This is a genomic window from Nocardioides sp. zg-DK7169 (assembly GCF_013155365.1).
In the GTDB taxonomy this organism is placed as follows: Bacteria; Actinomycetota; Actinomycetes; order Propionibacteriales; family Nocardioidaceae; genus Nocardioides.
In genome coordinates, this window is record NZ_JABJRA010000013.1 from 1 (window position 1) to 20,494 (window position 20,494).

A 20,494-nucleotide genomic window follows, 5' to 3' on the forward strand; every position below is an offset into this window, starting at 1 on the left:
CGCCTCCTCGGCGGCGGCCCGGGCGGCGCCGGCGGCGGCATCGCGGGCCGCGCGGGCCTGCTCGGCGCTGGCGCTGGCGCGGTCCTCGGCCTCCGCGGCGCGCCCGGCGCTGACCTCGGCGACCGTGGCCGTGGCGGCGTAGGCCTCGGCGCGCTGGTCGAGCGCCTCCTGGGCGTTGCGGACCACGGTGGTGGTCTCGAGCACCGAGGCGATGCCGTCGGACTCCGTGAGCGCCGCGAGGGCGCTCAGCTCGGGGGCGAGCTGGTAGGAGGAGACCAGCGCGTCGGCGTACACGCGGCGCTGGCGCTCGCTGAGGGCCTCGGCCTGCCCGGCCTGGCGCCGCGCCTCGCGCAGCTCGCGCCGTGCCTCTCCCGCGGCCCAGCGCGCGCCGTTGTAGGCCTCGGACGCCTGCGCGGCCGCATCCGCCGCGCTGCGCAGCCGGGCGTCGGCCAGCGCGAGCTGCGCGCGGGTGGCGGCGAGGTCGCCGACCCGGTCGCGTACGGCGGCCTGCGCCCGGTCGACCTGCTCGCGGCTGACCTCCGGCGCGCCGGGGCGCGACGGGGTCGCCTCGTCGGCGACGGCGAGGGGTGAGGAGCCCGGCACGGCGAGGCAGGCGAGCGCAAGGGACACGGCCACCGGTCCGAGCAGCCTGCGGCGCCCCTGGGGACGGATCGTGGTGCGCACAAGCTGCCTCTCGCCGGCCGACAACGCGACACCCCGGGCGTCTTCCTCTCCGTCCGGGGCGTCTCAGCCGTCACGCTAGACAACTTTGGTCACAAGCGCCACATCTTCGTTGACTTTTTCCGAACCGGGCGGCGTGTCGCCTTGACGAATTACATGCTTGTCATTCACGCCTCGGCGTCCCAGACGCACGACGCCCCCGGTCCCGTCGTGCTGACGGGCCGGGGGCGGCGAGGTGGCCCTGCTCAGTGGGAGGAGGAGGCGGGGACCGCGGAGGAGGGTGCGGAGGTGACCACGTTCGGGCGCAGCCCACCGCGCTCGAAGCGCTGGCCGGTCGCGAGCCCGCCCACCCAGAAGGCGACCAGCGCGATCACGATGCCGCCGGCGACGTCGGCGACGTAGTGCCAGCCGAAGTAGATGGTGGCCACGACCGTGACCGCGAAGTTCACCCAGGCGATGATCCGCAGCGCCTTGTTGCGCACCGTGTACTGGATCATCAGCGCCCACAGCAGCGTGACGCCGGTGTGCAGGCTGGCGAAGCCGGCGACGCCCTGGGCCTCGCCGGTCCCCCACCGCACGCCCTGGCGCGCGTTGACCAGCGAGATCATCAGGTCGGTCGTGCCGGTGCGGGTCAGGTCGGTGTAGAGGAACGGGTACTCCAGGCCCGGCCCGATGGTGGGCAGCAGGTAGTAGGTGACCGTGCCGAGCGCCCAGATGATGCCCTGGGAGGTCACGAACCACCACCCGAAGGAGATGTTGCGTGACCACACCAGCCACACGGTCACGAGGATCGCGACCAGCGGGATGAACCACAGGTAGATCGTGGACAGGAAGTGCGCCGTGAAGAAGGTGCCGAGCACCTCGTGGAGGACCGGCCCGGGCTCGTGGCCGAAGAACAGCACGCGGTCCAGCATGTGCAGCTCGCGGTCGTACATCGCCGGGTTGACCTCGGGCAGGAACGACTTCAGGTTGCGGTAGCAGACGTAGATCACGTAGAAGCACACGATGCCGACGCCCACCAGGGTGAGCCGCTCGCGGGTCCAGTGGGTGCGCCAGCGCTCGCGGAAGATCGCGGGCATCTGGGCGGGCTTGCCCTTGGAGACCCACACCGTGCGCGGCAGCAGGTCGAGCAGGAGCGCGCCGCCGAGCAGCAGCGGCAGCCGCAGCCAGGAGGGTCCCAGGAAGCTGCCCTCGGGGTCGATGAGCGGCCGGTCCAGTGACACCGCGGTGACCACCGCCCAGGCGCCCATGAAGACGGCGATCACGACGAGCAGGAGATAGGAGCGGCGATACACGCCCGCAGTCTAGGAGACACCGCCCCATGGCGGCCCGTCCGGCTCAGCCGGGGATCGCCGCGACCCGGCCCGGGTCGACACGCAGGCGCACCGCCTCCCCCGGAGCGGGGGGCCGCTCCAGACCGGCCACCGCGTCGACCTCGCCCACGCCCGCGACGTCGACGACGAGACGCACCTGCCCCGGGGTGTCGCGGGCGGCGCGCACGGTGCCGGCGAGCGCACCGGCGGGGTCGACGCTCAGCGCGGAGCGGCGTACGGCGAGCGCGGGCGCGTCCGGCAGGCCTGCGGCCTCGACCACCAGCGCCGCCGCCGGCCCGGTGAGCACCCGGGCGTAGCCGAGGAAGAGCGCGGTGGCGGTGTCCGCGGGCGAGCGCCAGACCTGGCCGATCGCGCCCTCCTGGACCAGGCGGCCCTCGCGCAGCACCGCCAGCCGGTCGGCGACCGCGAAGGCCTCCTCGTGGTCGTGGGTGACCAGCAGCGCCGTGGTGCCGGCGGCGCGCAGGATCTCGCGCAGGTCGCCGGCCAGCCGCTCGCGCAGGCCGGCGTCGAGGGCGGAGAGCGGCTCGTCGAGCAGCAGCAGCCGCGGCTCGACGGCCAGCGAGCGGGCCAGCGCGACCCGTTGCCGCTCGCCGCCCGAGAGGGTGCCGGGGAGCCGCTCGCCGTACCCGCTCAGGCCGACGAGCTCGAGCAGCTCCTCGACCCGGCGGGCCGCCTGGGCGCGCGGGACCCGGCGCAGCCGCAGCGCGTAGCCGACGTTGCGCGCGACGCTGAGGTGGTGGAAGAGCTGGCCGTCTTGGAACATCAGCGCGAAACCGCGCCGGTGGGTGGGCACACCGGCCAGGTCGCGGCCGTCCCAGACCACCGCGCCGCCGGTGACGTCCTCGAGGCCGGCGACGGCGCGCAGCAGCGTCGACTTGCCGCTCCCGGAGGGGCCGAGCACGGCCAGGACCTGGCCGTCGGGCAGGTCGAGGGACACCTCCTCCACGGCGGGCACGCCGTCGTAGGAGATGGAGACCTCACGCAGGGACAGCACTAGAACGCTCCTACCGAGCCCACGCGCAGCCGTTCGACGGCCAGCATCACCAGGGCGGTGGTGGCGGCCAGGACGACGGAGGCGGCGAGGGCCATGCCGTAGTTCATCGCACCCGGGTGGCCGATGAGGCGGAAGATCACGACCGGCACCGTGGGCCGGTCCTCGCGGGCCAGGAAGGAGGTCGCACCGAACTCCCCCAGCGAGACCGCGAAGGCGAAGCCGGCCGCGGCGAGCAGCGGCTTCCACACGACGGGCAGGTCGACGGTGACCAGGGTGCGCAGCGGCCCGGCGCCGAGCGAGGCGGCGGCCTGGCGCTGCCGGTCGTCGATGCCCGCGAGCACCGGCGCCAGCGTGCGCACCACCAGCGGCAGCGCGACCAGTGCCTGGGCGATCGGCACCAGCAGCGCCGAGTCGCGCAGGTCGACCGGCCCGCGCCCGAGGGTCACCAGGAAGCCGAAGCCGACGGTCACCGCCGAGACGCCCAGCGGCAGCATGAAGAAGGCGTCCAGGGCGCCGCGCACGCGCCGCTCCGCGCGGCCTCGCGAGCGGCGGGTCACCACCAGGGCGACCAGCCCGCCCAGGAGCAGCGCCATCCAGGTGGCGTCGACCGCGACCCGCACCGAGTTGGCCAGTGCCTCGGTGACCGGCACCAGCAGCGCCTGCTCGGACCCGGCGGTCCCCAGCGCACGGTAGTTGCCCAGGCTCCAGGCGCCGTCCACGCGCAGCGAGCCGGCGACCAAGGTGGCGATCGGCGCCCCGACGTACACCAGCAGCACGGCGGTGGCGCCGAGCCACGGCCAGTCGCCGCGCCGGACCGGGCGCGGACGGGCGACGACGCGCGACGCGCCGCCGGGCACCGCGCGCAGCCGGGCCGAGAGCGCGAGCAGCACGCTCACGACCACCAGCTGGAGGATCGACAGCGCCGCCGCCGCCTGGAGGTCGAGCAGGTTGGTGGTGAGCAGGTAGATCTCCGTCTCCACCGTCGACCAGCGCAGCCCGCCGAGGGTGAGCACCACCCCGAAGCCGGAGGCGCAGAACAGGAAGACGACGCTGGCCGCCGAGACGATCGCCGGGCGCAGCGCGGGCAGGGTGACGGTGCGGAACACCTGGCGCGGGCTGGCGCCCAGCGCCGCCGCGGCCTCACCGGGGCGCGGGTCGAGGGACTCCCAGGCCCCGCCGACGACCCGGATCACCACCGAGACGTTGAAGAACGCCAGACCGAGCACGATCGCGACCGCGCTCTCCTCCAGGCCGAGGAAGCCGAGCGGCCCGCTCTCGCGGAGCAGCTGCTTGAACGCCACGCCCACGACCACCGTCGGCAGCACGAACGGCACCAGCAGCAGCGCCCGCAGGAGCCGGCGCAGCGGGAGGTCGAGGCGGTACAGGACGTACGCCGCGGGGAGGCCGAGCAGCACCGCGAGGGCGGTCGCGGCGCTCGCCGACCACGCGGTGAACCAGAGCACCCGGTGCACCCGCGGGCGCCCGAGCACCTCCAGCACCGCCCCGGGGTCGACGACGCCGTCCACGACCAGGCCGCGCGCCAGCATGCCGCTGACCGGCACCACGAAGAACAGCCCGAGGGCCAGCACCGGCACGACGGCCAGCGCCGCGAGGGTCAGCAGCCGACCGAGGCCGGCGCGGCCCCGCGGGGCTTGCCGGCCCCGCGGGGCGCCCGGGCCGCTCGGGACACGCACGACGCCCACCTCAGCGGGAGACGAGGTCGTTCCAGTCCCGCAGCCAGTCGTCGCGGTTCGCGTCGATGTCCGCCGGGTCGACCTCCCAGGTCTGCTCCGGGCGCGGCGCGTGCTTCGCCCAGGCGGCGGGGAGCTCGACCTGGGAGGAGACCGGGAAGACGTACATGCTCTCGGGCAGCGCGGCCTGCACCTCGTCGCTGAGCAGGAAGTCGACGACCTGCTCGGCCCCCTCGGGGTTGTCCGCGCCGGCCAGCACCCCGGCGTACTCCACCTGCTCGAAGCAGGTGTCGAGCAGCGCGCTGGTCGAGGACGTGCCGCCGGAGACCGTGAACGCCGGCGAGGAGTCGTAGGACAGCACGATCGGCCGGTCGCCCTTGCCGCCGCCCTGGGTGAACTCCGCCTGGTAGGCGTCCGACCAGCCGCCGGTCAGCCGGGCGCCGTTGCCCAGCAGCTCACGCCAGTAGTCGGGCCACTCCTCGCCGAAGCGCGCGATCGTGGTCAGCAGGAAGGCCATCCCCGGCGAGCTGGTGGCGGCGCCGGGCAGCACCAGCTGGTCGCGGTAGGCCGGCCTGGTCAGGTCCTCGAGGGTGCGCGGCGGGGCCTGGTCGCGCTCGGCGTACCAGGTGTCGTCGACGTTGAGGCAGACCGCGCCGGTGTCGACCGGGGTGAGCAGGTCGTCCTCGTCGCCGGGCAGCTCGTGGGCCTCGGCGCCCTCCGGCAGCTCGGGGGCGTAGGAGGCGAAGACGCCCTCGGCCAGCGCGCGCGAGGCGAACGTGTTGTCGACGCCGAACGCGACGTCGCCGGTGGGGTCGTCCTTGGTGAGGACGAGCTTGTTGGTGAGCGTGCCCGCGTCGCCGGAGGGGCGGACCTCCAGGCTCAGCCCGGTGCGCTCCTCGAAGTCGGACACGAGCTCGTCGGGCAGGCTGAAGGAGTCGTGCGTGACGAGCACGACCGGGTCGTTCCCCGCGGACGCCTCGTCCTCGGAGGAGGACCCGGTCAGCGAGCAGCCGCCGAGCACGGAGGTCGCGAGGACGGCCAGTCCCGTGAGGACGGCCGAGCGGGCATGGGTGGACAGCACCATCGGTGACTCCCTTCGCCGGTGTTAACCGGAGCAGGTTCGGAGGGTCTGCGGCTGGTCCGCACTCTCAGCACGCTCCCGGTCGGGACGTGCTCCCCTGTCTTCTCGCCGCCACCCTAGCCCGGTCCGCGTCCCGGCCGCGTGGACGGTCCGGCGAGCGGTGCGGAGCCCCGGCCGGACGGGCGGGCGTCTGTGTGAGACTCGAAGGCGTGGAGATCCGCTCGTTCGGCATCGACGACCTCGACCCGCGCACGGCGTACGCCGTGTGGCGTCTGCGCCAGGACGTCTTCGTGGTCGAGCAGGAGTGCCCCTACCCCGACCTCGACGGCCGCGACCTCGAGCCCGGGACCCGGCACGTGCTGCTGCTCGAGGAGGGCCCCGGCGCGACCGGGCGCCTCGTCGGCTACCTGCGCCTGCTCGACGACGGCGCCCACGCCCGGATCGGGCGGGTGGTGCTCACCCCGGAGGTCCGCGGTCGCGGCCTCGCCGACGGGCTGATGCGCGCCGCGCTCGAGGAGGTCGGCGACCGACCCTGCGTCCTGGACGCCCAGTCCCCGCTCGCCGGCTGGTACGCCACCTTCGGCTTCGCCGTCAGCGGCCCGGAGTTCCTCGAGGACGACATCCCCCACACCCCCATGCGCCGCGAGCCCCCGCCCGCCACCTGACCGCGACTCGGCGGGTCAGGAGGGCACGGCGGTGAAGCGGACGCCGTCGGGGTCCTCGGAGACGGTCGCGGTGGCCTGGCCGCGGGCGACGAGCAGGTCGAGGTGCGCCTTGGTCTCCATGGCGGCCATCCCCCGGCTGAAGCCGTCGAGGGTCTCGAACTGGTGCTCGTGGCGGGTCCAGGGCAGCTCGGCGGCGACCTGGCGCGCGGTGCGCGGGCCGGTCGCGAGCGCGGCCAGGCTCGCGGCGAGGCGCTCCTCGTGGTGCTCGAGCAGCTCGTCCACCCGGGCATGGGTGGACGGCGCGACCGGGCCGTGCGCGGGCAGCAGCTGCAGGTCCGGCAGCGCGCGGACCTTGGCGAGGGAGGCCATGAAGTCCCCCAACGGCTGGTCCGCGGGCGGCACCGTGAAGCCGATGGACGGGGTGATCGTGGGCAGCACGTGGTCGCCGGCGAACAGCATCCCGGCGCCGGTCTCGGCGAACACGAAGTGCCCGGGCGTGTGCCCGGGCGTGTGGACGGCGCGGACGCTGCGGGTGCCGAGGTCGATGTCGTGGTCGCCGTCGAGCCAGGTGTCGGGGTAGCGCCACAGGCCCAGGTCGAGGTCGGGCCGCTCGCCGTCCCCGACGTTCCACTCCTCGGCGATGTCCTGCGCCCCGGCGGTCCTGAGCACGGCGAGGAAGGGGCTCTCCTCGAGGTCGGGGTCGTTCAGCAGGTCCAGCGCCGGCTTCTCCCCGGCGCCGAGCGACACGTGCGCACCGTGCTCGGCACCCAGCACCGAGGCCATCGTGTAGTGGTCGCGGTGCACGTGGGTCACCAGGAACCGGCTGATGTCGCCGAAGCCGTAGCCGACCTCGCGCAGGCACCGCTCGAGCAACTCGCGCGCGACCGGGATCGCCCAGCCGCCGTCGATGAGGGTGAGGCCGTCGCCGCTCTCCACGACGTACACGTTGACGGCCTTGAGCCCGTCCATCGGCAGGGGCAGCGGGATCCGGTGGATCCCGTCCGCGACGCGCCACGCCCCCTCGGCGGACCAGTGGGTCCCGGAGTCCGGGGAGATCGCACGGGCGGTGGGGGTGGAGGAGGAGGTCACGTTCCGCACCCTAGGAGAGTCCCGTCGATTCCAGGTCGGGCAGTCCCAGATCCAGGTTCGGCTCCTGGATGCCGCCGTCGACCTCGAGGAGCTTGCCGGTGACGTACTGCCCGGCGCGCGAGGCGAGGTAGAGCACCGCCGCCGCGATGTCCTCGGGGTCGCCGACCCGGCCCAGCGGCGTCCGGGTCTCCAGCTGCTCCATCAGCTCGGGCTGGCCGGCGACGTAGTCCAGGGCGCTGGTGTGGATCGAACCCACGAAGATCCCGTTGACCCGCACCCGCGGCGCGAGGTCGGTGGCGGCCAGCCGGGTCCAGTGCGCGAGCGCGGCCTTGGCGGTGCCGTAGGCGAGGTAGCCGCGTCCGGCGGTGCGCCCCAGCATCGAGGAGATGGTCACGATCGACTGCTGCCCGTGGCGCTCGCTGGGGCCACCGGGCTCGCCGGAGCGCAGCATCAGCGGCACCGCCGCCCGGCTGAGGGCGTGCGCGGTGGCGACGTTGAACCGGAAGGCGTCCTCCAGGAACCGCTCGCTGGTCTCCAGGAATCCGCGCGGGAAGGTGCCGCCGACGTTGTTGACGACCGTGTCGAGGCGGCCCAGCTCGTCGTACGCCGTCTGCGCGAGCCCGGCCACGGCGTCGAGGTCGCTGAGGTCGGCGGCCACGACGACGCAGCGGCGCCCGGTGGCGCGAACCGCCGCGGCGACCTCGTCGAGCTGGCTCTCGGTGCGCGCGGAGATCAGCACGTCGGCCCCGGCCTCGGCGAGGGCGACGGCCGTGGCGGCGCCCAGGCCGCGCCCGGCGCCGGTGACGATCGCGACCTGGTCGGTGACCGCGAAACGGTCCAGGATGCTCATGCCGGGCACCCTAGTGGCGCAGATCACTCGCCGTCCCGGCTCTCGCCCAATGCCTCCGAGCGGCCCGGCTCAGCCGCGGACGGCGACGATCTGCTCGTGCAGCCGGCGCGGCCACTCCCCCGCCTGGGCCGGCGTGGCCGCCACGACCAGCTCGCTCCCGGCGACCAGCGACGCGATCCGCTCCGCGGTCTCCAGCGGGTGCGACGGGTCCTCGGTCCACGCCAGCACCGTCGTCGGTACGCCGACCTCCGCGACCGCCTCCGGCGCCGGCAGGTCGCTCAGCGCGGCGCCCCGCAGCAGCGAGGGCAGCAGGTCCGCGCGCACGTCCGGCACCGTCTCCGGCGCGTCCACGGTGGCGGGCGGCCGCGGTGCGGCGCGGCCGGCCTCGACGAACGCCACCATCCCCTCGCGCTCCACCAGCTCGGCGGCGGCGCGGTAGTCGGCCGCCTTCGCGACCCGGGTCTCCCAGGCCGTCGGCGGCACCACCAGCGTCAGCGCGGAGAAGCGCTGCGGCTCGCGGGTGATCGCGTGCAGCAGCGTGGCGCAGCCCATCGAGGGGCCGACACCGTGCACCGGCTCGCCCGGGAACACCTCCTCGAGGATCCGCAGCAGGTCGTCGGCGAGCACCTCCCAGCGGTAGTCCTCCGGCACCGCGCGCCCGGTGGAGCGGCCGTGCCCGCGGGCGTCGTAGCGCAGCAACCGGGTGCCGCTCAGCCCGACACCGAGGTCGAGGTCGAGCAGCCGGTCGCGGTACCGGCTCGAGGTCAGCCCGTGCAGCTGGACCACGGGCTCGCCGCCCTCGTCGCTGAGCTCCCAGTCCAGCGCGGCGCCGGGGACGGTGAAGGTGGGCAACGCGGCGGCTCCTGGCTGGGGACGGGCCCCTAGAGTACGGCCATGCGGCTGACGAACGTGGCGCACCTGAGACTCCCGTTCGGCCGCCTTCTGGGTTACGACCTCGGCGTCGAACCGCAGCCACGCGCGCTGCCGATCTCCTTCGACCAGCGCCGGCACGTCGGCGAGGGCGACCGCGCCGGCTCGTGGATGGCGCTCTCCTTCCGCCTGCCCGGCCCGCGCGACCTCGCCGACGTGGAGGCCGCCTGGCGTGCGGTCCTGCACCGACACGGGACCCTGCGCTCGGTCTTCTCCGCCGGCCCCGACGGCCCGCACCTGCACGCGGCGAGGCTCGGGCAGGGCCGATGGGTGGAGCACCCGATCGCCCCCGGCCAGGCGGTCAACGACGCACTGCGCGAGGTGCTGGACGCCGCCTGCACGCCGTACGCCGCCCCGGCGCACCGGCTCTGCCTGCTGGAGACCGCCGACGGCCCCACGGTGGTCGTCGGCGCCGACCACTCCCACGTCGACATGTGGTCGATGCTGGTGGTCGCCCGCGACCTGCTCGCCGCACTCGACGCCCGCCGGCGCGGCACGGAGCCCTTCGCGGGCTGGCCGGACGCCCCGCCGTTCGCCGAGCACACCGCGGCGCTGCGGGCCGGCCCCCGGGCCCCGCAGGAGATACGCCGCCGCTGGGCCGAGGTGCTCGAGGCCGGCGGCGGGGTGATGCCGCGGTTCCCGATGTCGCTGGGTGAGGGCGAGGGGCCCCAGCGCGAGCGGGTCGAGGTGCGCGACGTCCTCGACGTCGACGACGCGGCCGCGTTCGGGGTGTCGGCCGCCGAGACCGGCGTCTCCACGCTGGGCCTGGTGGTCTCGGCGATGACCCAGGTGACCCGGGTGCTCGCTGATGAGCCGCTGCGCGCGGTGTTCCCGGTGCACAGCCGCTACGACCCGACCTGGCACGACTCGGTCGGCTGGTTCATCACCAACTCCGTCCTCACCTGCGAGGACCCGCACCCGAAGGCCGCCGCCGCGGCGGTCAAGGAGGCGGTCTCGCTCGGCTCGTGGCCGCTGGAGGACGTGCTCGCCCCCTGGGGCGGGATGCCGGAGGCACCCGGCATGTTCGCGATCTCCTGGCTCGACCTGCGCCGACTGCCGGTCCGGGTGGACGCGAAGGGCCTCGAGGCGCAGTACGTCGGGGCGTCGATCCTCACCGACGGCGTGATGCTGTGGTTCGTCCTGGACGAGTCGGGCCTGCACCTGCGCTGCCGCTACCCCGACACCGACGAGGCCCGCCGCAACGTCGGGCGGTGGCTGGACCGCCTCGTCGCCGAGCTGCGCAGCCGGGCCCGGGAGTCGGTGGGCGGGGTGCTGCGGGTCTCCGGGCGCCGGTTCCGGGTGCAGCGAGCCGGGCGCGGCGACGTCGCGGCACTGGTCGCGCTGCTGGCCGACGACCCGATCGGCGCCACCCGCGAGAGCGGCGACCCGGTGGACTACGAGGCGGCCTTCGACGCGATCGCGCGCGACCCCGCGCAGTACCTCGCGGTGGTCCGCGACGACGAGGACGCGGTGGTCGCCACCATGCAGCTCAGCATCGTGCCGGGCCTGTCGCGCTCCGGCGCTACCCGGCTGCAGGTCGAGGGCGTGCGGGTGGGCGCCACGGCGCAGGGGCTCGGGCTCGGCACCGCGATGCTCGAGTGGGCCCACGACCACGGCCGCGCCCGCGGGGCGACCCTGGCCCAGCTGACGAGCGACGCCGAGCGCGACGGCGCCCGGCGCTTCTACGAGCGGATGGGTTACCTACCCAGCCACGTGGGGTTCAAGAGAGAGCTGTGAGCCCGGCGCCCCGGGGTCGCGGACCGTGCAGCGGGTGCCGCCCGGCGCGTAGATCGTGGGCATGCACTGGTTGCAGTGGATGCAGATGCCCGCGGCGGCGTCCCCGGCTTGGATCCGGTTGACCAGGTCGGGCTCGCGCAGGACCGCGCGGCCCATCGCGACGTACTCGAAGCCCAGCTCCATCGCGCGCTGCATCGTGTCGCGGCGGTTGATCCCGCCGAGCAGCATCAGCGGCGTGGACAGCGCCTCGCGGAAGCGCAGCGCCTTGTCCAGGAAGTAGGCCTCCTGGAACGGGATCTGCTTGAGGAACGCGCGCCCGACCGGCGTCTGCATGCCCAGGCGCACCGGCAGCGGCATCGTCGCGGCGAACTCCCGGAGCGGGACGTCGCCGCGGAACAGGTACATCGGGTTCATCAGCGAGCTGCCGCCGCTGAGCTGCATCGCATCCAGGGTGCCGTCGGACTCCAGCAGCTGCGCGACCTCCAGCCCCGTGTCCAGGGTGACCCCGCCCTTGAAGCCGTCGGAGAGGCTGAGCTTGGCGGTGACCGCGACCTCGTCGCCGACCTCCTCGCGCACCGCGCGGGCCACCTGGCGCGCGAGCCGGGCGCGATTCTCCAGCATGCCGCCCCAGCGGTCCTTGCGGCGGTTCAGCCCGGGCGCGAGGAAGGAGGAGATCAGGTAGCTGTGCGCCATGTGCAGCTCGAGGACGTCGAACCCGGCGCGCACCAGGGTCCGCGCGGCGGTGACGTACGCCCCCGTGACCCGGGTCAGGTCGGCCTCGCTGGCCGCGCGCACCATCTGCATCGACAGCGGGCTGGGCATCGGGCTCGCGGCGATCGCGTGCACCTTGTTGGAGCGCCCGTTGGCGACCGGGCCGGCGTGGCCGACCTGGGCGGCGATCGCGGCGCCGGTCTCGTGGACCGCGTCGGTCAGCCTCCTCAGGCCGGCCAGCGTGTCCGGCCCGACCACGATCTGCTCGTGGTGGGTGCGCCCCTCGGGGGCGACGGCGAGGTAGGCGACGGTCGTCAGCCCGATCCCCCCGCGCGCCGGGGCGAGGTGGTAGTCGATCAGCTCGTCGGTGACCTGGCCGTGGGGCGTACGCCCCTCGAAGGTCGCCGCCTTGACCGTACGGTTGCGGAGGGTGACCGGCCCCAGGGTGGCCGGTGCGAAGACGTCGGGAGCACTCACGATCGTGAACGATAACGTGTTCTAGTGCTGGTGGAGAGGCTCCGCGCGGCCGGATGCGTGTACGCCGAGGAGGAGGCCGCCGTCCTGCGGGAGGCCGCCGCCGGTGACGACGCCGCGCTGGAGCGGATGCTGGCCGAGCGGCTGGCCGGGCGCCCGCTGGAGACCGTGGTCGGCTGGACCGAGTTCGACGGGGTCCACGTGGCACTCGACCCGGGCGTGTTCGTCCCCCGCCGTCGCACGTCGTACGTCGCGCGTCTCGGCGCCGCGGGGCTGCCGACGGGCGCGCTCGTGGTGGACCTGTGCTGCGGCTCGGGCGCCCTCGGCGCGGCGATCGCGCGCCGGGTGCCCGCCGCGGTGGTGCACGCCGCCGACCTCGACCCGGTCGCGGTGGCCTGCGCCCGGCGCAACCTGCCGGCGCAGCGGGTCCACCACGGGGACCTGTACGCCGCCCTCCCCGACGCCCTGCGCGGCCGAGTCGACCTGCTCGCGGTGAACGCGCCGTACGTGCCGAGCGACCAGATCGGGCTGATGCCGCCGGAGGCGCGCCTGCACGAGCCGCGCACCGCCCTGGACGGCGGCCCCGACGGGCTCGACCTGCACCGGCGCGTCGCCGGGGGCGCACCGGCCTGGCTCGCGCCCGGGGGCCGGGTGCTGCTGGAGACGAGCACCGCGCAGGCGCCGCGCACCGCCGCGCTGCTCACCGCCGCCGGGCTGACCACCCAGGTGCGCACCGACGACGCGCTGGGCGCGGTGGTCGCCGAGGGCCGCCTGCCGGACTGACCCGGGCGGCTCGGCACTCCGCGCTCAGCGGGCCAGGTGCGGCGCCGCGCGCCCCGCGATCAGCGGGAGGTCGAGGTAGGTGCGGATGCCGGGCTCCGCGGCGCAGACGTAGGGGATCGCGCTGACGCAGTGGTGGGCCGTGGAGACCACGCCGGGGTTGCGGACCAGGCCCGCGGCCACCGACTCGGGCTGGAGCCCGTGCAGGGTCATCCGCACCGCGGGGTCGCCGGAGACCTCGATCTCGAAGCGCTCGCCCTCGGGCCCGAAGCCCCAGGGTCCGTCGGGGCCCTCGAGGTGCTCCTCCCCCATCAGCCAGTTGACCGCGGCGGTGACGACCGGCTCGCCGTCGACCACGGCCTCCCAGCGGAACCGGCGTCCCGCGACCCGACCGGGGTCGATCCTGCCGATCGGGCTGTCGATCGGCGCGGTCGCGACGGCGTTCTCCACCGTCGTGCGGACCTCGTCGGCGCGGAAGCCGAGCTCCGCCACGACCATGCGCACCGAGGACTTGAAGCCGCCGCCGAGCAGCTTGGCCATCGGGCTGGACTCGGCCTCCTCGACGGTGCCGCCGAAGCCCATCACGTGGCGCACCACGTCGGGGGCGTCGTAGGTGCGGATGTCGCTGAACTCCTCGGCGCGCACGTGGGTGACCGACCCGGTGACGGCGGAGAGCATCAGCGGGAACCGCTCGGTGATGCCGCCGGGGTGGATGCCGGTGCCGTGCAGGGTGCTGCCGCCCGCGGCGCAGGCCTCGCGCAGGGTGCCGGTGCGCGCGGGGTCGGGGTAGACCCAGCCGACCGGGGTGACGACGTCGGCCCCCGAGCGCAGCAGCGCGGCGACCTCCGCCTCGTCGGGGACCAGCGGGGCGTAGACGACGCAGTCGGCCCCGATCGCGAGCACCTCCTCGAGCGTGGCCACCGCCGTCACGCCGACCGGGTCCAGCCCGGCGAGCTCGCCGACGTCGCGCCCGGCCTTGTCCGGGCTGTGCACCCAGGCGCCGGCCAGCTCCAGCTCGGGATGGGCGAGCACCCCCTGGATGGCGGCGCGGCCGACGCCGCCGGTGGCCCACTGCACGACACGGAGGCGGCGCTGCTGTCCCATGGGCGCTCAGTCAGTCAGCACCGCGTGCGCGTGTCAACGGTGCCGGGTGAGAGGCTGGGGCCCGTGGACCTCCCCACCGCATCCGACGTCGACCAGGCCGCGACCCGCATCGCCGGCGTGGTCACCCGCACCCCTCTCCAGCACAGCGCCCGGCTGTCCGCGCTGCTCGGCCTCGAGGTCTGGCTCAAGCGCGAGGACCTCCAGCCGGTCCGCTCCTACAAGCTGCGTGGCGCCTACAACCTCATCGAGCAGCTCTCCGACGAGGCGCGCGCCCGCGGCGTCACCTGTGCCAGCGCCGGCAACCACGCCCAGGGCGTCGCCCTCGCGTGCGCCCGCGCCGGCGTCCACGCCCGCGTGCACCTGCCCCGCACCACGCCGCGCCAGAAGCGCGAGCGGATCAAGGTGCTCGGCGGCAGCCACGTCGAGATCGTGATCGTCGGCGACAGCTACGACGACGCCGCCGCGGCCAGCGCGGCGTACGCCGAGGCGACGGGGGCGACCCAGGTCCCCGCCTTCGACGACCCGCGCACCATCGCCGGGCAGGGCACCGTCGCCCGCGAGATCCTCGAGCAGCTCGGCGGCGAACCGGACGCGGTCGTCGTCCCGGTCGGCGGCGGCGGGCTGCTGGCCGGCATGCTGACCTACCTGGCCGACCGCGCCCCCGGCGTCCGCGTCATCGGCGCCGAGCCCGCCGCCGCGGCCTGCGTCGCCGCGGCGCTGGCGGCCGGCGAGCCGGTCGAGCTGGACGCGGCGGGCCTGGACGGCTTCGTCGACGGCGCCGCGGTGCGCCGCTCCGGTGAGTGGACGTTCGAGGTCGTGCGGCAGATCGGCCCGGAGCTGGTCCGAGTGCCCGAAGGGCTCGTGGCGGTCGAGATGCTCGACCTCTACCAGTCCGACGGGATCATCGCCGAGCCCGCCGGCGCGCTCTCCTCGGCCACGCTGCGACTTTCCGAGTCCGACGGCGGCGTGCGCCTCGAGCCCGGCTCGACGGTCGTGGTCATCGTCTCGGGCGGCAACAACGACGTCTCGCGCTACGCCGAGGTCGTCGAGCGGGCGCTGGTCTACGAGGGCCTCAAGCACTACTTCCTGGTGGAGTTCCCCCAGGAGCCCGGCGCGCTGCGCCGTTTCCTCGACGAGGTGCTCGGCCCCGACGACGACATCACGCTGTTCGAGTACGTCAAGCGCTCCAACCGCGAGACCGGTCCGGCGCTCGTCGGCATCGAGCTCCAGCACGCCGCCGACCTCGCCGGCCTGCTCGCCCGCATGGAGCGCTCCCCGATCCGCTTCGAGGTCGTCGAGCCCGACAGCCCGCTCTTCCGCTTCGTCCAGTAGCCCGCGACCCGCCGACTCGGCTCTTGTGGCGCGCCGAGTCGGCGCTCGTGGCGCGCCGAGTCGGCGCTCGTGGCGCGCCGAGTCGGCGCTCGTGGCGCGGAACCGGCCCCGCCGTCCGCACGGTACGACGGGGCCGGGGCGTGCCTCAGCGGGTGGGCAGCAGGGCGCCCAGGTCGCCGAGCGCGGCGCTGGAGCCGCCGAGGGTGGTGGAGAGCTGCTTGCCCCACAGGAAGAACCGGTGCACGGGGTAGTCCACGTCCACGCCGATCCCGCCGTGCAGGTGCTGCACCCGGTGCACGACGTCGAGGCCGGCCTGGGTGCGCCACCAGGTGGCCACCATCGCGGAGCGGTCGGCGAGCATCCGCACCGCGTCGTCGCCGCCTCCCCCGGCCGGCCCGGTCGCCTCGGCGAGGTCACCCAGGTCCGAGAGCGCCTGCCACAGCGTCACGCGCATCGCGTCGACGTCGATCCAGCAGTCGGCGAGCTGGTGCTGCACCGCCTGGAAGGTGCCGAGCGGTCGGCCGAACTGCTCGCGCTCGGAGAGGTACGACGCGGCGAGGTGCATCGCGCCCTGCGCGACACCCAGCTGGACCGCAGCCAGCGCCACGCGGGTCAGGCGCAGCAGGTCGGCCAGCGCCGTCCCCCCGGGGGTCCCGACCGGCTCGGCGACCGCGCCGTCGAGGGTGAGCTCGGCGGCCAGGTCGTGGGAGGTGACCGCGGACAGCTCGATGCCGACGCCGGCGCCGTCGAGCGGCACCAGGAACAGCCCCGGGCCCTGCGGCGTCGCGGCCGAGACCAGCACGGCCTCGGCGCCCTGCACGCTGGGCACGACGGCCTTGGTGCCGGTCAGCGTCCAGCTGCCGTCAGCGCCGCCAGCGCCGGGAGTGGCGGCACACGCGGGCGCGGCCGGGTCCCCGGCGTACTCCTCCAGGGCGACGGTGAGGCGCGACGCGCCCTCGCAGAACCCGGGGAGCAGGCGCTTGCGCTGCTCCTCGGTGCCGTGCTCGGCGATCGCGAGCGCCGCCACGCCGGCGGCCCACAGCGGGACCGGGGCGACGGTGCGGCCCTGCTCCTCGAGCAGCAGCGCGAGCGCCCACGGGCCCATGCCCGCGCCGCCGTGCTCCTCGGGCAGCGCGATGCCGAGCAGGCCGGTCTCGGCCAGCGCGGCCCAGAGCTCCTCGTCGACGCGCGTCGGGGCGGTCTCGATCTCGCGGACGCGGTCCGTGCTCGCCTTGCCGGCGAACACGGTGCTCGCCAGCTCGGCCACGGTGGCCAGGTCCTCGTCGAGGTTGAAGTCCATGTCTGTGCTCCTGTCCTGGTCCGGGTCTCAGCGCTTCGCGCGCGGCATGCCGAGGCCCTGCATGGCGACCATGTCGCGCAGCACCTCGTTGACCCCGCCGCCGAAGGTGTTCACGATGCCTTGGCGCGAGAGCTGCTCGACCTGGCCGGAGAGCACGGCCGCGGGCTGCCCGGGACGCACCCGGCCGGCCGCGCCGAGCACCTGGCTCAGGGTGCGCTGGACGTCGATGTGGGTCTCGGTGCCGTAGGCCTTGGCCGCGCCGGCGGTGGCGCCACTGAGGGTGCCGTCCTCGACCGCGGCGGTCATCCGCCAGTTCATCAGGCGCATCGCCTCGAGCCGGGCCCAGGTGCGCGCCATCTCCGAGCGCACCCACGCGACCTCGCTGAGGCCGTTGTCCTGCGCCCAGCCCCAGACGTCCTCCCAGAGCTGGATCATCCGGCCGCCGAGGGCGGCCAGCGCCACGCGCTCGTGGTTGAGCTGGGCGGTGATCAGGCGCCAGCCGCCGTTGACCTCGCCCACCACCTCGGTGTCGGGGACCCGGATGCCGGAGTAGTACGTCGCGGTGACGCTCATCCCGCCGACCGCGCGGATCGGGCTCCAGGTGTAGCCCGGGTCGTCGCACGGCGTGATCAGGATCGAGATGCCGCGGTGCTTGGGCGCCTCGGGGTCGGTGCGGCAGGCCAGCCACACGTAGTCGGCGGTGTTGCCGCCGGTGGTGAAGATCTTCTGCCCGTCGACGACCCACTCGCCGGTCGCGTCGTCGCGCAGCGCGCGGGTGCGCACCGAGGCGAGGTCGGTGCCGGCCTCGGGCTCGGTGTAGCCGATCGCGAAGACGATGTCGCCGGTGAGCATGCCCGGCAGGTACTTCGCCTTCTGCTCCTCGGTGCCGAACGCCATCAGCGTCGGGCCGACGGTGTTGATCGTGACCAGGGGGAACGGCACGCCGGCGCGCTGCACCTCGTCGTAGAAGATGAACTGCTCCTCGGCGCCCAGACCGCGCCCGCCGTACTCGGTGGGCCAGCCGACGCCCAGCCAGCCGTCGCGGCCGAGCATCCGGACCACCTCGCGGAAGCGCGGGCCGCCGGCGCCGGCCTCGCCGACCTCGCGGCGCTCGTCGGCGGGGAGCAGCTGGGCGAAGTACGCCCGCAACTCGCGGCGCAGCTCGGTCTGCGCCGGGGTCTCGCGCAGGTCCATGGGACTCCTCCTGGGGTGCGAACGGCTCGGTCCCCCGATACTGACGCTGCGATAGACACGTGTCAACCATTTATCTACTCAGCAGGATGACACGCGTCTCAACCGCCCCTTAGACTCCCGCCCATGGAGCAGCGGGGACAGGTCGTACGCCGGGTGCTCTCCCCCGCGCGAGCCGCGACCCGGGAGCGCCTCATCGAGGCCGCGATCGACCTCGCCACCGAGGGCGGGTACGACGCGGTGGGCATCCGCGCGGTCGCCGCGCATGCGGGGGTGTCCGTGCCGACGGCGTACCAGCACGTGAGCTCCAAGGACGAGCTGCTGACCGAGGCACTGCTCGCACTGGGCGCCCGCTCCACCGCCGACGTCCGCGAGCGGACCCCGGCCGGGCGCAGCCCCGCCGACCGGCTCACCCTGGTCTTCCGCCGGATCCTGCGCGAGGCGGCCGCCAAGCCGCTGCTCTACCAGGCGCTCTACCGCGCCTACCTCGCCAGCGCGCCGACCCTGCTCACGATCGAGGGGCAGGCCGGCTTCGGCCCCGAGAAGGCCGCCTGGATCGGTGCGACCCTGCGCGCGGGCGACACCGCCGGACACGACGAGGAGGCCATCGAGTCCGCGTCGCGGATCCTCTCGATGCTCTTCCTCGGCGCGATGACGAGCGTCGCGGCCGGGCGCGACGCCGGCGAGGCGGGCGACGTCCTCGAGGACGCCACCCGGCGCCTGCTGCCCTGAGACTGCTGCCCTGAGACTGCGGCCCTGAGCCTGCGGCCGGGAGCTCAGCCGAGCTGCTCGACCACCCGCGCGGCGCGGACCACCGTCCCCAGGTGGGCATCGGCCGCCGGGCTGGTGGCCAGCCAGGCGATCACCCGACCGGCGGCGTCCTCGGCCACGGTGTCCACCCCGTGCGCCGCGATCCGGTCGGTGCCGCCGCGGGCCGCAGCCGCCTCGGTCACCACGAACCCCGGGTCGACGTTGAACGCGCGCACCCCGGCCTCCCGGTACTCCGCGTTGATCGCGCCGGCGATCCGCCCGAAGGCGGCCTTGGCGGAGGAGTAGGCCAGACCCCAGCCGCCCTCGCCGGGCGGCGCGGGCGGGTCGTTGCGGATCGAGCCGGACCACAGGTCGACGACCGTGCCGCCGCCCTGCGCGACCATCGCCGGCACCACCTCCTGCACCAGCGCGAGCTGGTGCACGTGGTTGGCGGTGAGGCTGCGACCGAGGTCCTCGAGGTCGAGCTCGAGCAGCCGCGCGTGCGGCACGTGCAGGATCGCGTTGTTGACGAGCACGTCGATGCGACCCCAGGCCTCCAGCACGGCGCGGGCCGTGGCCCGCACGCTGGCCAGGTCGGTGAGGTCCATCGGCACCGGCAGCGCGCGCACCCCGAGCGCCGCCACCTCCGCGGCGGTGCTGTCCAGGCTGCCGGGCACCGCGATCGCTCGGTCCCCCTCGCGCTGGGTGCGCGGCGGCACGACGCCCTCGCCCTCGCGCACGGTCCGTGCGGTGAAGGCGACGTCGAAGCCCGCTCGGGCCAGCGCGAGCGCCACCTGCTTGCCGATGCCGCGGCTGGCGCCGGTCACCAGGGCGGTACGCCGCGGTGCCCCGGCCGTCGTCATCGCGCGGCGTTCCCGGCGCCTGACTCCACGGCCGCGGCCATCTCGGCGAGCATCGGGCGCACGTCGTCGCAGCGGTAGCCCAGCAGCGCCACGACCTGCGGGTCCGGCTCGTAGGCGATCACCGCGCCGCGGCCCGGCACGATCATCGAGTCCGGCAGGAACGGGTGCGGCTCGTCGCGCTCCTCGAGCACCCGCCCGCCCCCGCTGAGGTCGAAGATGATCTGGAAGTAGTCGCGGTAGCTCAGGTTGACGTCGCCGATGAGGTACGCCGCGCCGGGCTCGGCACGCTCCAGCGCCCCGCCGACGGCCTCGGCCAGCGAGCGCACCGACATGTAGTTGGTGCCGCCCGCGGGAGCGTGGTCGGGCACCTTCGCGGTCAGCTCGCCGCGGCCCCAGGCCAGCTGCTTGGCGAAGCGGCGCACCGCGACGCCGGGGATCATCCCGACGATGGACGGCGGGTTGAGCGTGGAGACGTTGAAGTCGGCGTCGGCGAGCTCGCGCGAGCGGTCGTCGGCGAGCTGGCGGGCCCGCACGTAGGGGTTCGTGTCGATCAGGTCGGGGCGCACCATGTGGTAGTAGCTGCCGACCTGCACCGCACGCCGTACGCCGGCCTTCTTGGCGCGCTGCATCAGCAGCGGGACGCCGTCGCTCTGGTAGCGCGACCAGAACTCCTCGTCGCCGCCCTCGGGACCCACGTGGCGCACGTCCTGGCCGGCGGCGAAGACCACCGCGTCGAAGCCCTCGAGCTCGGCCTCGGTGAACCCGCCGTCGCCGTAGTCGCCCACCACGAAGGGCAGGGACTCCACCATCGAGCCCGGCTCCGGCGCCGAGCGGCCGCCCACGGTCACCTCGTGGCCGCGCGCCGTCAGCAGGGTCGCCACGTGGCTGCCGATCATGCCGGCGCCACCGATCACCAATGTCTTCATGCCACTCCTCA

General features: G+C 74.8%; 19 protein-coding genes and 1 riboswitch. Of the genes, 5 read left to right on the top strand and 14 right to left on the bottom strand.

The features are described from left to right. The 5 genes from HOQ23_RS17755 to HOQ23_RS17775 form a co-directional block, all read right to left on the bottom strand. The coding region (locus HOQ23_RS17755) for a hypothetical protein (protein WP_216654393.1) at positions 1 to 684 on the bottom strand (684 nt) is incomplete at its 3' end. 242 nt (positions 685 to 926) lie between these two features. After that, positions 927 to 1,976 (bottom strand): phosphatase PAP2 family protein, encoded by a 1,050-nt coding sequence (locus tag HOQ23_RS17760; RefSeq protein WP_172216352.1) that lies wholly within the window; start codon positions 1,974 to 1,976, stop codon positions 927 to 929. Positions 1,977 to 2,019: 43 nt separating this feature from the next. Further along, positions 2,020 to 3,009, bottom strand: a complete 990-nt coding sequence (locus tag HOQ23_RS17765; protein WP_172216354.1) for an ABC transporter ATP-binding protein — start codon at positions 3,007 to 3,009, stop codon at positions 2,020 to 2,022. Beyond that, on the bottom strand, positions 3,009 to 4,703 hold the full coding sequence (locus HOQ23_RS17770) for an ABC transporter permease (protein ID WP_367650565.1): 1,695 nt from the start codon (positions 4,701 to 4,703) through the stop codon (positions 3,009 to 3,011). The genes HOQ23_RS17765 and HOQ23_RS17770 overlap by 1 nt, the downstream gene beginning before the upstream one ends. Before the next feature lie 10 nt (positions 4,704 to 4,713). After that, complete coding sequence (locus HOQ23_RS17775) at positions 4,714 to 5,784, bottom strand: thiamine ABC transporter substrate binding subunit (protein ID WP_172216356.1); 1,071 nt, start codon at positions 5,782 to 5,784, stop codon at positions 4,714 to 4,716. After that, positions 5,775 to 5,890: riboswitch (TPP riboswitch) on the bottom strand. Its footprint overlaps the gene before it by 10 nt. A 100-nt stretch (positions 5,891 to 5,990) precedes the next feature. On the opposite strand from HOQ23_RS17775, the gene HOQ23_RS17780 reads away from it, so the two are divergent. After that, positions 5,991 to 6,446: a GNAT family N-acetyltransferase gene (locus HOQ23_RS17780; RefSeq protein WP_172216358.1), complete on the top strand. Its 456-nt coding sequence runs from the start codon at positions 5,991 to 5,993 to the stop codon at positions 6,444 to 6,446. 15 nt (positions 6,447 to 6,461) lie between these two features. Here HOQ23_RS17780 and HOQ23_RS17785 read toward each other — a convergent pair whose 3' ends face one another. The 3 genes from HOQ23_RS17785 to HOQ23_RS17795 all read right to left on the bottom strand — a co-directional run bounded on the left by HOQ23_RS17785 (position 6,462) and on the right by HOQ23_RS17795 (position 9,237). Beyond that, positions 6,462 to 7,535 (bottom strand): MBL fold metallo-hydrolase, encoded by a 1,074-nt coding sequence (locus HOQ23_RS17785; RefSeq protein WP_172216360.1) that lies wholly within the window; start codon positions 7,533 to 7,535, stop codon positions 6,462 to 6,464. Positions 7,536 to 7,545: 10 nt separating this feature from the next. Further along, entirely contained in the window at positions 7,546 to 8,385 is an 840-nt protein-coding gene (locus HOQ23_RS17790) for an SDR family oxidoreductase (RefSeq protein ID WP_172216362.1), read from the bottom strand. Between the two features lie 69 nt (positions 8,386 to 8,454). Then, positions 8,455 to 9,237, bottom strand: coding sequence for an alpha/beta fold hydrolase (locus tag HOQ23_RS17795; RefSeq protein WP_172216364.1), 783 nt, complete (start codon positions 9,235 to 9,237; stop codon positions 8,455 to 8,457). Between the two features lie 42 nt (positions 9,238 to 9,279). Between HOQ23_RS17795 and HOQ23_RS21030 the strand changes: the two genes are divergently transcribed. Further along, on the top strand, positions 9,280 to 11,052 hold the full coding sequence (locus tag HOQ23_RS21030) for a GNAT family N-acetyltransferase (protein ID WP_172216366.1): 1,773 nt from the start codon (positions 9,280 to 9,282) through the stop codon (positions 11,050 to 11,052). On the opposite strand, the gene HOQ23_RS17805 is transcribed toward HOQ23_RS21030, so the two are convergent. After that, entirely contained in the window at positions 11,017 to 12,240 is a 1,224-nt protein-coding gene (locus HOQ23_RS17805; protein ID WP_367650566.1) for an NADH:flavin oxidoreductase, read from the bottom strand. The two genes, HOQ23_RS21030 and HOQ23_RS17805, sit on opposite strands and share 36 nt — an antisense overlap. A 30-nt stretch (positions 12,241 to 12,270) precedes the next feature. On the opposite strand from HOQ23_RS17805, the gene HOQ23_RS17810 reads away from it, so the two are divergent. Continuing rightward, positions 12,271 to 13,020, top strand: a complete 750-nt coding sequence (locus HOQ23_RS17810; protein WP_367650567.1) for a putative protein N(5)-glutamine methyltransferase — start codon at positions 12,271 to 12,273, stop codon at positions 13,018 to 13,020. Positions 13,021 to 13,044: 24 nt separating this feature from the next. Here HOQ23_RS17810 and HOQ23_RS17815 read toward each other — a convergent pair whose 3' ends face one another. Beyond that, positions 13,045 to 14,121 carry a dihydrodipicolinate reductase gene (locus HOQ23_RS17815; RefSeq protein WP_172216370.1) on the bottom strand — a complete coding sequence of 359 codons (1,077 nt, stop codon included), beginning with the start codon at positions 14,119 to 14,121 and terminating at the stop codon, positions 13,045 to 13,047. Between the two features lie 63 nt (positions 14,122 to 14,184). On the opposite strand from HOQ23_RS17815, the gene ilvA reads away from it, so the two are divergent. Continuing rightward, positions 14,185 to 15,453 carry a threonine ammonia-lyase IlvA gene (ilvA, locus tag HOQ23_RS17820; RefSeq protein WP_367650568.1) on the top strand — a complete coding sequence of 423 codons (1,269 nt, stop codon included), beginning with the start codon at positions 14,185 to 14,187 and terminating at the stop codon, positions 15,451 to 15,453. A 145-nt stretch (positions 15,454 to 15,598) separates the two neighbouring features. On the opposite strand, the gene HOQ23_RS17825 is transcribed toward ilvA, so the two are convergent. Together HOQ23_RS17825 and HOQ23_RS17830 are read right to left on the bottom strand one after the other, a co-directional pair. Then, the gene (locus tag HOQ23_RS17825) at positions 15,599 to 16,753 is read right to left on the bottom strand and encodes an acyl-CoA dehydrogenase family protein (RefSeq protein WP_172216374.1); all 1,155 of its coding nucleotides are present in this window, start codon (positions 16,751 to 16,753) and stop codon (positions 15,599 to 15,601) included. A gap of 27 nt (positions 16,754 to 16,780) precedes the next feature. After that, the gene (locus HOQ23_RS17830) at positions 16,781 to 17,947 is read right to left on the bottom strand and encodes an acyl-CoA dehydrogenase family protein (RefSeq protein WP_172216376.1); all 1,167 of its coding nucleotides are present in this window, start codon (positions 17,945 to 17,947) and stop codon (positions 16,781 to 16,783) included. Positions 17,948 to 18,070: 123 nt separating this feature from the next. Between HOQ23_RS17830 and HOQ23_RS17835 the strand changes: the two genes are divergently transcribed. After that, a complete protein-coding gene (locus tag HOQ23_RS17835) occupies positions 18,071 to 18,676 on the top strand; it encodes a TetR/AcrR family transcriptional regulator (RefSeq protein WP_172216378.1) in 606 nt (201 codons plus the stop codon). Between the two features lie 44 nt (positions 18,677 to 18,720). On the opposite strand, the gene HOQ23_RS17840 is transcribed toward HOQ23_RS17835, so the two are convergent. Further along, the gene (locus HOQ23_RS17840) at positions 18,721 to 19,557 is read right to left on the bottom strand and encodes an SDR family oxidoreductase (RefSeq protein WP_172216380.1); all 837 of its coding nucleotides are present in this window, start codon (positions 19,555 to 19,557) and stop codon (positions 18,721 to 18,723) included. Next, the gene (locus HOQ23_RS17845; RefSeq protein ID WP_172216382.1) at positions 19,554 to 20,483 is read right to left on the bottom strand and encodes an NAD(P)-dependent oxidoreductase; all 930 of its coding nucleotides are present in this window, start codon (positions 20,481 to 20,483) and stop codon (positions 19,554 to 19,556) included. The genes HOQ23_RS17840 and HOQ23_RS17845 overlap by 4 nt, the downstream gene beginning before the upstream one ends. Positions 20,484 to 20,494: the final 11 nt, after the last annotated feature.